Origin of the sequence: Meiothermus taiwanensis WR-220, assembly GCF_003568585.1 — a bacterium.
In the GTDB taxonomy this organism is placed as follows: Bacteria; Deinococcota; Deinococci; order Deinococcales; family Thermaceae; genus Meiothermus; species Meiothermus taiwanensis.
The window spans coordinates 1,817,591-1,829,662 of sequence record NZ_CP021130.1 but is presented as its reverse complement, the minus strand read 5'-3'; the positions used below and the strand labels follow the sequence as shown (position 1 = coordinate 1,829,662).

Here is a 12,072-nt window from a genome sequence, read left to right as displayed (position 1 = left end):
AACCCCACACAATTGGCGTGTGCAGGTGGCTGAAGCGCTTACCCAAGCAGCGCAGGAGCGGGGCTTTTTAACCGCCTGGGCCGGCCTGGACTTGCCGCAGGAAACCCAGCAGCGCTACCGCGACTGGCTGGCCGAAGGCAAGCAGGCTGGGATGGCCTACCTGCCCCGGAACCTGGAAACCCGGCTTAACCCCTCCCAGCGCTTTACATGGGCCCGCAGCGTGCTGGTGCTGGCTGCGCCCCACGCCTACCCGCCGCCTCCCAAACCCCCCGGCGGTCTCCGCCTGGGTCGGGTGGCCCGCTACGCCTGGGTGCGTGACTATCACCGCTTGATGCAACCCCACCTGGAAGCCCTCGAGCACCTGGCCCAGCGCCTGGGGGCGCAGGCCAAGGGCTACGTGGACACCGGCCCGCTGTCCGAGCGTTCCTATGCCGCGCTGGGGGGCCTGGGCTGGATTGGCCGCAACGCCATGCTGATGCGGATGGGGGAGGGCACCTACCTTACGCTGGCGGTGCTCCTCACCTCGCTCGAGGCCCCCCCCGCGGAGCCCTACCCCAACCGCTGCGGACGGTGCAGCCGCTGCGTAGCCCACTGCCCCACCCAGGCCCTGCTGGGCGACGGAACCCTGGACTCGAGGCGCTGCATCAGCTACTGGACCATCGAGCACCGCGGCCCGATTCCGGGCGAGCTTTGGGCGGGCATTGGCGACTGGCTGTTTGGCTGTGATATCTGCCAGGAGGTGTGTCCCTGGAACCGCAAGGCCAGGTCTTTCTGGCAGGATTTTGTCCCCGAACCCGAGCTGGCCTACCCCAACCTGGAAGACTTTTTCTTTCTTTCTTCAAAAGCCTTCGAACGCAAATACGCTGGAACAGTGTTCCTGCGTCCGGGCCGCACCCGCATGGCCCGCAACGCGCTGGTGGTGCTGGCCAACCTGGGCAACCCGGACTACCTGCCGCTGGTGCGCCGGGCCGCCCAGGACGTCAATCCTCTGGTAAGGGCCACCGCCGCTCGAGCCCTGGCCCGGCTGGGTGATTTTGTTTCGCTTGAGCCGCTGCGCCGCGACCCGGTGTTGCAGGTGGCGGGATTGGCACGGGGTCTGCTGGAAAGACAGGGCTGAGTATTACTGAGGAAACCGCCCCTGCCGCACCACTTCTGCCAGCACCTCGGGTAGCTCCCAGGCTGCCAGGTCGAAGGTCACCTGGCCGTAGTCGTAGGGTAGTTTCAAGAAGCGGTGGAGCACCTCGCCGTGGATATCGTCCTCCAGAATCAGCACGTCGGCCCCCGGCTCACCCCCCAGGCTCAGGCCCACCGAGCCCGGATCGAAGACCACACCCCTGTGCACCACCCGGCGAAAGGGGATGTGTTTACCGGCCACCACCGCGTAGCGCGAACGGATGGACTCGAGCATCTTCAAAATTTCCTGGGGATGGGCTTCGTTCAGGTCAATTTTGTTCTCTGGATCTTCCGGCGAGCCGTGGAAGGCCATCAGGCGGCCCCCGGGGGTGTCGTAGCGGTGGCGTGAGCGCAGGTTGCGCAGGAAATGTAGTTCGCGCTGGCCGAGCTGCTCGCGCGTCCAGATGATGGTGGTCTCGGCGATGCCCTCCCGCGGCGGCGCGGGCAGGGCATAGGCCACCCGCAGGTCGGCTGCGCCGGGCACACAGGGAATACCCTCGCGGTCGAGTCTGCGGATCACCTGCCGGGGATGGGGCCCGTAGCCGACTATATCTCCAACCGCCAATACCTGTTCAACCCCTTCCTTGCGCAAGGCCTCGAGGGCGGCCTCGAGCGCCGGTAGATTGGCATGGATTTCGGCAATAATTCCGAGTCGCATGTTGTTCTCATTCTGCCATGAGCGGGCTTTGCGGACGAACCATTTTTTACCGTTAATCCCGACGCTACAGATAATACCGCTTATGATTGGGTGGTGCAGAGCTGGTTGTCCCTGCTATCCGGCATGGCCTTGGCTGCAGCCCTACCGCCCGCTCCTTTGGGCATTCTGGCCCCTCTACCCCTGGCCTGGCTGCTGGGCCGGGGGGGGTTTGGTGCTGGCTTTCTGGCCGGTCTGGGGTTCTGGGCCCTACACCTGGTCTGGCTGCCCCTGAGTTTTGTGGCGCTGTTCGAAACCCCCTGGGGTGCGGTGCCCTACCTGCCCCTGGTGCTGATCAAGGCCGCCCTCTGGGGGGTGGTCTTTGGCCTTAGCCGAGGCCGGCCCCTGCGCCGCGCGGGGCTCTGGGTGGTGCAGGAATACCTCACCTCGCTGGGTGAGGTGGCTTTCCCTTGGGGTTTTATAGGCTACGCTCTGGTCGAGGCCCCAGGACGGATACTGGCCAGCCTGGGCGGGGTGTACCTGCTCTCGCTGGTGGTGCTGGGGGTGGCGGTGGGCCTACAGGCGGCCTGGCGACGGTTGTGGGCCGACCCGGTGGTCTTCTCCTTTCCGACCCTGGGCCTGCTTGGGCTGGTCATCTTCTGGGTCGGCTTGTGGGTGATGCCCTTGCCAGCCGCACAGGGCAACGAACAGGCCCTGCTGGTACAGGGCAACATCAATCCATTGCGGAAGCTCGAGGGCCTCTCAGCCGAGGCCACCTACCTACAGCTCACCCGCCAAGGCTTGCAGGCTCATCCGGGTGTTGCTGTGGTGGTTTGGCCGGAAACAGCCGTTTCCGGCTTCGCACCGGAGCTCGAGGCTTTGCTGGCCGACCGCGAGCTGCTGAGCGGCCTCGAGACCGGCCTAACCAACCGCGTGGTGCGGGTGTACCAGGGTCAGATTACCCACTACTATGATAAAAACCGCCTGGTTCCCTTCGGCGAATACTTTCCCTGGAGCGGGGCCCTGCACCCGGTGTACAGCTTCTTTTTCCGCGCCTTTGGCTTCCCTCAAGGATTGGAGAGCCGTACCCCTGGCCAGGCCTATCAGCCCCTGGGCCGATATGGGGCCTTCATCTGCTATGAGTCGGTGTTCCCATCGGTGACGCGCAGGCTGGTGCTGGCCGGCGCCGAAGTTCTGGAACTGGGCTCCAACGACGCCTGGTACGGCCCCAGTTTTGGCGGCCTGCAGCACTTCCAGATGGGCCGCTTGCGGGCTGTGGAAACCGGACGCTGGCTGCTGCGTGCGGGCAACGATGGGGTAACAGCCATTATCGATCCCTACGGGCGGGTTACCGCCCGCATACCCCAGCGGCAAGCAGCCTACCTGGTGGGGGCCTTCGCCGCCCAGCGACACCAGACCCCCTATGTGCGCTTTGGAGACTGGGCGGTGGTTCTGGCCGGGCTTTTGGGCATCGGCTTGCGAAACCGAGCAAAAGGCACTATAGTTTAGACTTGCTGGCCCATAGGCCAGGTGGCTGCAAGCGTGCCGGGATGGCGGAATTGGTAGACGCACCCGACTCAAAATCGGACGGTTAACAGCCGTGTGGGTTCGAGTCCCATTCCCGGCACCAACCAATCCCCCTGTAGCGGAGGCCCTAAGTGGAGTTCTTGCAAAACGTTCTAATTTTCTTTTACATCGCCATAGCCGGGTTGCTGGTCTACCTGGTGCTTTCCCAGGAGCCCAGGCAGGGCGCTGGGGATATGTTCGGTGGTTCGACCGACCTTTTCAGCACCCGCGGGGTTACCGGTGGCCTGTATCGGATTACCGTGGTGCTGGGGGTGCTTTTTGTGGCCCTGGCTTTCTCCTTCCGCTTTTTTACCCGCTAAAGCGCGCACTCGACGATAGACCCACGGTCTGACGAGGCCACCGGGGCCGTGTATGCACGGTGTTCTGGTGAGCGTTTCAATACACCTAAAACCAACGCGGCCACTCGGGGCAATGGCCCAGGGTGCCGGGTGAGCTTTACCTGTTCAGGACGTTTTTTTCTGATAGGCCACACACCCATAGACCCCACGCATCCACCGTTTGGTGGATGTAATTCTGGCCGCATTGGGTTCCCGGGGCCTTGACAGCCGCATGATGGCTTTATAGCTTTGTACCAAGTCCATCTCGCTCAGATGCTTTCTTCAAAAGAGAGCGAAGGTAGTGAACTGTTTATCGTAGGAGGCACAGAATGAAGAAACTCTTGATCCTAGGAATGCTAGCCCTGGCCGGGTTGGCCCTGGCCCAGCCCAAGGTATTCAAGGGCACCGAGCCGGGTCGTGCCGGTGGAGCTTATCGCATCACCGCGATCTCCGACCCGCGCACCTGGAACCCCTTCGTAGCCCGCGAAACCTCTTCCACCGATATCATCAGCCTGTTCCTGCCTACCCTTACCGGCTACAGCCCCTACACCCAGGCCCCTGAGGGCAACCTGGCTAAGTCGTGGGAGGTTCGCAACAACGGCCTGACCGTAATCTTCCGCCTGCGTGAAGGGGCCCGCTGGTCGGATGGCCAGGCCATCGACGCTGACGATGTGATCTTCAGCGCAACCGTGCACGCCGATCAGCGGGTCAACTCCAACTCCCGCAGCAGCTTCATCCTCGATGGGCAGCCCATCCGCTGGACCAAAGTAGATCAGTTCACCGTGCGGGCCGACTTCCCCAAGCCCTACGCACCGGCCCTGATCCAGGGCTGGTACATTGCGCCGGAGCACATCTTTGGCCCGGCCTACCGTGCGGGGGTGCAGCAGCTCCAGGCCCTGTGGAACCTGGACACCCCGCCGGCCCAGGTGGTCTCGGGTGGCCCCTTCAAGCTTGACAGCTACGTAAAGGGCGAGCGGGTAGTGCTGGTGCGCAACCCTAACTACTGGGGGGTAGACGATCGCAACAACCCGGTGGCCTACCTCGAGCGCTACACCGTGCAGGTCGTGCCCGACCTCAACGCCCAGCTCGCCCGCTTCCTGGCGGGTGAGGCCGACACCTTTGCGGCCGCCAACGCCGACCAGGTGGCCCAGGTGCTGGAGCGCATCCGGGGCAACCGTCTGCGGGCTGAAATTTTCCCCAACGCCGACGTAACTCTTGGCACCAACTTCATCGTCTTCAACTGGAACCACAAAGACCCCTTCAAGGAAAGCCTCTTCCGCCAGGTGAAGTTCCGCCGGGCCATGGCCCACCTGATGGACAAGAAGTCCATGATCGAGGTGGCCCTGGGCGGTCTGGGGCAGCCCCAGTGGAGCCCCATCTCCATCCCCAATAAGGCCTTCTTCACCGACGATGTGGTCAAGTACGAGTTCAGCCCGCAAAAAGCCGCTCAACTCCTGGCCGAGCTGGGCTTCCGCAGCAAGAACCGCGACGGTTGGTTGGTGAACGCCCAGGGTAAGGTGTTGGAGTTCAACCTGGTTACCAACCAGGGCAACAACGTGCGTGAGCGCATCGCCCAGATCTTCCGCGACGAGGCCCGCAAGATCGGGGTCAAGGTGGAGTACCGGCCCATCGACTTCAATGAGCTGGTGCGCCAGCTTACCAGCCCCGCCGCCGATGGCACCCGCGAGTTCGACGCCATCCTGATCGGCCTCACCGGCGGTATCGAACCGGCCTTCAGCCGCAACGTCTGGGAGCTGAACGGCTCGCTGCACATGTGGAACCTGGGCGCCGGCGGTAAGAACCCGGCCAAAGTGGAGGCCTTCGAGGTGCTGATCGACACCCTGATGAAGCGCGGGGCCACCACCCTCGACCAGGCCCAGCGCCGCCAGATCTACGTGCAGTTCCAGAAGGTGGTGGCCGAGAACCTGCCCATCATCTACACCGTGGCCCCGGCCTACAACCCGGCCCGGCTGACCCGCCTGGGTGGGATGTTCCCCAAGGAGCAGATCAACTCCATCACCGGCCAGGCCCCGTACATCGAGACCGTATTTGCTAAGGAGTAGGCACCTTCTGGGGCAAGGGGTGGCCCACCACCCCTTGCCTTTATGCTGAGGTTCTATGTTTGCTTACGTGGTACGAAGGCTGCTCCAGCTCATCCCGACCTTCTTTGGGGCGACCCTGCTGGCCTTTTTGGTGATTCAGCTTGCCCCGGGCGATTTTGTGACCCGGCTCGAGCTCGACCCCACCCAGGACCGCGAGTCCATCGCCAACCTGCGCCAGCAGCTCGGCCTCGACCAGCCCCTGCCGGTGCAGTACGCCAAATGGCTCTCCGGCATCCTGCAGGGCTATCTGGGACTATCCCTTTCCTACAAGACCGATGTCTGGAACGTAATCGGCCAGCGCATCCTCAACTCAATGGTGCTGGTGGTGCTGGCCACCCTGATGATCTATCTGATTGCCATTCCCATCGGGGTGTACTCGGCCATCCGCAAGTACACCTGGCCTGATCGCACTTTTACGGTGCTGGCCTTTCTAGGCCTGGCTATCCCCAACTTTTTCTTTGGCCTGATCATGCTGTTTCTGGCAGTCTGGCTCAACGACCTGACCGATATGCGCATCCTGCCGATCGGGGGGATGACCACGGAGTTTATCCACCTGGGCAACCTGACCCGCGCAGCCCAGCTCCTCTTTCCCTTTGCGTTGCTGGGAACCCTGGTTTTTGCCGGGCTCTTCTGGCAGCGCAGCCGGCGTGGGCAGGCTGCCACCTTTGGCATCTGGGTGGGGCTGGTGCTGTTTGGCATGAGCACCCTTTTAATGCTGGCCCCCTTGCTGCAAGGGCCGGGCTTGCCCGAGCGGCTGCCCTATACCGAGTCTCCTCTGTGGGCCAGGGCCACCAACGTGCTCTGGCACGCCTTCCCGGTGGTGATTGTGGTGGGTACCTCGGGACTGGCCGGGTTGATGCGGGTGATGCGGGGCCAGATGCTGGATGTGCTCTCGCAGGACTACATCCGCACCGCCCGGGCCAAGGGCCTCAGTGAACGGGTGGTGATCTATAAGCATGCCTTGCGCAACGCGGTTATTCCCTTTATCGCGGGGATTGGGGGGCTTCTGCCGGGTCTGATCGGCGGGGCTGGACTGGTGGAGGTGACCATGGCCTGGCCCGGAATCACCCCGGCGCTGCTCGAGGCCATCTCGGCCATTGACATCTACGTGATTATGGGCCTCATTACCATCACTACGGTTTTGCTGATGATCGGCAATGTGGTCTCGGATCTGCTCTTGGCCTGGGTAGATCCGCGCATCCGCTACAGCTAGGGGGAGGGCATGCTACGAAGAGTGCAGAGAAATACCGCCCCTAAGGCCAACCGCAGCTTTTTTCAGCAAGCCTGGATTCGCTTCAAGCGGCACCCCCTGGCCCGCCTGGGGGCGGCGGTGCTGCTGGTGTTTTACCTGGGGGCTTTGTTTGCCGATTTTCTGGCACCTTACCCAGAAGAGAAAAGCTTCCGCGACTTTTCCTTCGCCTCGCCTACCCGGATTTTCTGGCGCGACGAGAACGGACGACTCACCCGACCTTACGTTTGCGCCTCGGAGCGACGCCGGAACCTCGAGACCTTTAAGGTGGAGGTCATCACCGACTGCGAAAAGGGCCGTTACCCCATTTACTTTTTCGTGAAAGGCGAGCCCTATCGCTTTTTGGGGCTAATCCCTACCGACCTGCGCCTGATGGGGGGGCCATGGCTGCTAGAAGACAAGGCCAAGCTGTTCCTGTGGGGCACCGACGACTTTGGCCGGGATATCTGGGGTCGCATCTGGTATGGCGCGCGCATTAGCCTGACCATCGGTATCTTTGCGGTGGCCCTGGCCCTTGTGATCGGTATCTTCATGGGCAGTATCTCCGGCTACTACGCCGGCCGTCCGGTTACCTTCAGCATCGGGATCCTAAACCCACAGTTCTGGGCCTTTATCCGGGGCAGCCCCTGGTACACCCATCTGATGGCAGCTTTGGGGCTGGTGCTCATAGCTGCCCTGCTGTTTGCCATGGGGTATGGTTACCAGAACTTCATCCGCCCCGACCTTCAGCGGGTTAGCACGCTGGCTTTGGGTGCGCTGGGCCTGGTGGTCGGATTGGTGTTGCTTGGGGTAATTCTGTACGCCTTGGTCTGGAAAAGCCACCTGGCCAGGGCTTTGCTCTGGCTTTCGGCCTGGGCGGGCATCGCCTGGTTGCTCTGGATTACGGTCTGGGGTTTCTGGCAGAGCAGCCGCGGCCTCGAGGCCATCATTGCAGGCCTGATTGGTGCGGTTTTGCTCGGGGCAATCGGCTACGTTCTGCTCTGGCCCCGCATCGAGCTCGACCTGGATACCATCATCATGCGCACCGTCGAGGTGCTGGCGGCCATCCCCGACCTCTTCTTGCTGATTATCCTCTCGGTGCTGATTCCCATGGAAGTGCCGCCGGCGGTGCGCTTCGTGCTGGTGGTGACGATTCTCTCCTTTGTGAACTGGGGTGGGCTGGCCCGCATCATCCGCAGCCAGGTGCTGCAGCTGCGCGAGATGGAGTTTGCCCAGGCCGCGCAGGCCCTGGGGGCCGGTGATGCCCGTGTCATCATCCGGCACGTGCTGCCGGGCACCTACACCTATCTGATCGTGGCGGTTACCCTGGCCATTCCCGGCTTCATCCTGGGCGAGTCGGGCCTCTCCTTCCTGGGGCTGGGCATCCAGGAGCCCGCGACCTCCTGGGGGTTGATGCTCTCCAAGGCCCAGGCCACCGGCATCACCGCCTTTACCGAGCGGCCCTGGCTTCTCATACCGGGGTTGTTTATCCTGCTGGCGGTGCTGGCCTATAACTTTTTGGGCGATGGCCTGCGCGATGCCCTGGATCCCCGCACCAAGGTGTAGCTCGAGGCCCCCAAGCCAACCCAGTTGGCGATATAATGGCGCAATCTGCGCTTGCAGTGTTTAGGAGTTGGAATGGACGAGAAACGGCTGGTGGATGTAAAAGACCTCAAGGTTCACTTCTTTACCGACGATGGCGTGGTCAAGGCCGTGGACGGGGTGTCCTTTCACATTGACAAAGGCGAGACCCTGGCGGTGGTAGGGGAGTCGGGCTCGGGCAAATCGGTCACGAGCCTGGCCATGATGCGCCTGATTCCCAACCCACCGGGCAAGATTGTGGGCGGGCAGATGCTCTTCCGGGGCAAAGATGGCAAGGTGCGCGACCTGGCCAAAGAAGACGAGGCCGCCATGCGCAAGATTCGTGGCAACGACATCGCCATGATCTTCCAGGAGCCCATGACCAGCCTCAACCCGGTTTACACCGTGGGCGACCAGATCGCCGAGGCCATCGTGCTGCACCAGGGTAAAAGCAAGAAGGAGGCCCTCGAGCAGGCCGCCGAGATGCTCGACCTGGTGGGCATCCCCGAACCCAAAAAGCGCCTGGCCAACTACCCCCACCAGATGTCGGGGGGGATGCGCCAGCGGGTGATGATCGCCATGGCGCTGTCCTGCAACCCCTCGCTCCTCATCGCCGACGAGCCGACCACGGCCCTGGACGTGACCATCCAGGCCCAGATCCTCGAGCTCATGAAAAAGCTCCAGGAAGAGATCGGCATGAGCATCCTGTTCATCACCCACAACCTGGGCGTGGTGGCCGAGATGGCCGACCGGGTGGTGGTGATGTACGCGGGCCGTGCGGTCGAGGAAGCCGATGTGGTGCCCACCTTCAAAAAGCCCCTGCACCCTTACACCATGGGCCTTTTGAACTCGGTGCCCCGGCTCGACCTGGCCTCTGCGCACCAACAGCGCCTCGAGGCCATCCCGGGCAACGTACCCAACCCCCTCAACCTGCCCCCGGGCTGCGCCTTCCACCCGCGCTGCAAGTTCTTCAAACCGGGGTTGTGCGATACCGATATTCCCGTGCTGCAGGATGCCGGGGACGGACATATGGTGCGCTGCGTGCGCTGGGCTGAGATTCAAAAAGGCGAGGCGGTGGGAGCATGAGCGTGGCTACCCCTGAAACCACCACGGCCAACCTGGTCGAGGTCAAAAACCTCAAAAAATGGTTCCCCATCCGGGGCGGAATTCTGTCTCGAGTGGTCGCGAACGTAAAAGCCGTCAACGACGTGAGCTTTGCGGTCAAGAAAGGCGAGGTGGTGGGGCTGGTAGGGGAGTCCGGCTCGGGCAAGACCACCGTGGGCCGCACCATCCTGCGCCTGATTGAACCCACCGACGGCAGCATCTACTTCGACGGGCAGGAGATCACCCATCTGCCCAAAAACCAGCTACGGGCCTACCGGCGCAAGATGCAGATCATCTTCCAGGATCCCTTCGCCTCGCTTAACCCGCGCATGACCGTGGGGGACATCATCGCCGAGCCGCTGGTGATCCACAACCTGGAAGGCTCGGCCCAGGCCCGCAACGAGCGCGTGGCCGAGCTTTTAGAGCTGGTGGGCCTCAACCCCGACCACATGCGGCGCTACCCCCACGAGTTCTCCGGCGGGCAGCGGCAGCGCATCGGTATCGCCCGGGCCCTGGCGGTGCGCCCCGAGTTCATCGTGGCCGATGAGCCGGTCTCGGCGCTGGACGTCTCCATTCAGGCCCAGGTGGTCAACCTGCTGCAAGACCTCAAGGAGCAGCTCGGCCTGACCATCCTGTTCATCGCGCACGACCTGGCGGTGGTGGAGTACATCTCCGACCGGGTGGCGGTGATGTACCTGGGCAAGATCATGGAGCTGGCCCCCTCCCGCGACCTCTACCTCAAGCCGCGCCACCCCTACACCGAGGCTTTGCTCTCGGCCATTCCCACCCCCGATCCCACCGTCAAACGTGAGCGTATCGTGCTGCAGGGTGATATCCCCAGCCCCATCAACCCTCCCTCGGGCTGCGTCTTCCGCACCCGCTGCCGCTACGCCATCGCCGAGTGTGCCTACACCGTGCCGGAGCTTAAAGAAGTGGCCCCCGGCCACTTCAAGGCCTGCATCCGCGACGACATTCCCGGCCTGAGCTAACCTCAGCCGCTGAGAAGAGCGCCCGTATAGGGCGCTTTTTTGTTTGGGGATCAGCTCAACGCGCAATGAGCCTTCTCTCATCCTGGCAGGTAGGGGGGATGATTTACTGAGCCCATGCGAAAACAGCTGTTGTTATGGGCAATGGTGTTGCTGGGCGCGGTAGAGGCCCAGGAAGCGGTTATTTACCGGGGCTTTGCCGAGCTTAGGCAGCCGCAAAACTTACCTCAAAACGAGTGGGTTTGGGAGCCCGGCGAGGCCCTGTTTCAGAGCCTGGTGCCGGGCACCCTGCGCCTGATTGGGGTGACTGAGCTGTCGCGGCGTGTGCAGGTGGCGGCCCAGCCCAACCCTCTACTGGCTTATGTGGGCAAGGAGGTGCAGTTTTTCTGGGAGGGCCAGTGGCGCAGGGCCACCCTGGTGAGCGCGGAGCGGAATCTGTACCTGTACGAGGGCCGCTACCTGGTGGGGCTGCCCGGTGTGGTGGCCTACCCCGACCCCAGCGGGTTTAGCGCGGTGCCGGGCCCCAGGGTTACCTTCCGCTACCAGGGGGCAGGGGCGGCTGCGCTGGCTTACCTGACTCGAGCCCTCACCTGGAGCCTGCGCTACACCCTCGAGGATGGCGAACTCACCGGCTGGGCCACCCTGACCAACGGGCTGGGCCGCCCCTTGCAGCTGGGCCGCACCGAGCTGGTGGCGGGGAGCGTGCCCTTGCTGGACGTACCGGCCCCCCGCCCCGAGGCCCGGATGCTACAGGCCGACGCTACAGAAGCAGAGTTTGTGGGGGAGGCCGCCGGCACCTACCGCTACCGCCTGCCAGGGGCGGTGACGCTCGAGCCCGGCCAGACCGAGCTGCCCTTTATCCGGGCCAGGGTGGAGCCGGTGTATTTGTGGCGTTTGCAAACGGGCTTTAGCACCGAGCGGGAGCTGGCTTTCGTGCGGGGTTTCCGCTTCGTGGCGCCAGAAAACCTGGCCGCCGGGGTGGTGAGCATCCGCGCGCAGGGGGTGTTCGTGGGGCAGGCCGGTATGGGCGACACCGCCAAGGGCGACAACGTGACCTTGGTGCTGGGCCCCGATCCCGAGGGCCGGGCCACCCGGCAGGTGGAACAACAGGCCCGCAACCGCTTCCGCGTGACCACCAGCCTGCGCAACCCCAAGCCCTATCCGGTGGAGGTCGAGATCCAGGAGACGATGCCACAACCCTTCACGCTGGAAGGGGAGGGCCTCGAGCGCACCCCCGAGGGCTACCGCCTCCGCTTTACCCTGGCCCCAGGCCAGAGCCGCTCATATGCCTACACCCTCACCCTGCCACAGCGTTAGCTGATCTCAGGGTATGCACTTCGCACTGACCCGCGGGTCAGGT

At 63.4% G+C, this 12,072-nt stretch carries 10 protein-coding genes and 1 tRNA gene; 10 read left to right on the top strand and 1 reads right to left on the bottom strand.

Translation table 11 applies throughout. The features are described from left to right. Positions 1–19 precede the first annotated feature (19 nt). Positions 20–1,117, top strand: a complete 1,098-nt coding sequence (gene queG / locus MTAI_RS09075) for a tRNA epoxyqueuosine(34) reductase QueG (protein ID WP_013013421.1) — start codon at positions 20–22, stop codon at positions 1,115–1,117. Positions 1,118–1,120: 3 nt separating this feature from the next. Here the strand turns inward: queG and MTAI_RS09070 are convergent, their stop codons facing one another. After that, the gene (locus MTAI_RS09070; RefSeq protein WP_013013422.1) at positions 1,121–1,831 is read right to left on the bottom strand and encodes a metallophosphoesterase family protein; all 711 of its coding nucleotides are present in this window, start codon (positions 1,829–1,831) and stop codon (positions 1,121–1,123) included. 123 nt (positions 1,832–1,954) lie between these two features. On the opposite strand from MTAI_RS09070, the gene lnt reads away from it, so the two are divergent. The 9 genes from lnt to MTAI_RS09025 all read left to right on the top strand — a co-directional run bounded on the left by lnt (position 1,955) and on the right by MTAI_RS09025 (position 12,029). Then, a complete protein-coding gene (gene lnt, locus MTAI_RS09065; RefSeq protein ID WP_241476973.1) occupies positions 1,955–3,316 on the top strand; it encodes an apolipoprotein N-acyltransferase in 1,362 nt (453 codons plus the stop codon). Between the two features lie 35 nt (positions 3,317–3,351). Further along, positions 3,352–3,437: transfer RNA gene (locus MTAI_RS09060), tRNA-Leu, on the top strand. Positions 3,438–3,465: 28 nt separating this feature from the next. Then, complete coding sequence (gene secG / locus MTAI_RS09055) at positions 3,466–3,693, top strand: preprotein translocase subunit SecG (RefSeq protein ID WP_013013424.1); 228 nt, start codon at positions 3,466–3,468, stop codon at positions 3,691–3,693. A 347-nt stretch (positions 3,694–4,040) separates the two neighbouring features. Beyond that, positions 4,041–5,774, top strand: a complete 1,734-nt coding sequence (locus tag MTAI_RS09050) for an ABC transporter substrate-binding protein (protein WP_187388532.1) — start codon at positions 4,041–4,043, stop codon at positions 5,772–5,774. 55 nt (positions 5,775–5,829) lie between these two features. Beyond that, positions 5,830–7,026: an ABC transporter permease gene (locus tag MTAI_RS09045; protein ID WP_027887765.1), complete on the top strand. Its 1,197-nt coding sequence runs from the start codon at positions 5,830–5,832 to the stop codon at positions 7,024–7,026. A gap of 9 nt (positions 7,027–7,035) precedes the next feature. After that, positions 7,036–8,607, top strand: coding sequence for an ABC transporter permease (locus tag MTAI_RS09040; protein ID WP_027887764.1), 1,572 nt, complete (start codon positions 7,036–7,038; stop codon positions 8,605–8,607). Between the two features lie 72 nt (positions 8,608–8,679). Continuing rightward, complete coding sequence (locus tag MTAI_RS09035) at positions 8,680–9,708, top strand: ABC transporter ATP-binding protein (RefSeq protein WP_027887763.1); 1,029 nt, start codon at positions 8,680–8,682, stop codon at positions 9,706–9,708. Then, positions 9,705–10,715, top strand: coding sequence for an ABC transporter ATP-binding protein (locus MTAI_RS09030; RefSeq protein ID WP_036196958.1), 1,011 nt, complete (start codon positions 9,705–9,707; stop codon positions 10,713–10,715). Before MTAI_RS09035 ends, MTAI_RS09030 begins: the two co-directional genes overlap by 4 nt. Before the next feature lie 114 nt (positions 10,716–10,829). Further along, entirely contained in the window at positions 10,830–12,029 is a 1,200-nt protein-coding gene (locus MTAI_RS09025; RefSeq protein WP_027887761.1) for a hypothetical protein, read from the top strand. Positions 12,030–12,072: the final 43 nt, after the last annotated feature.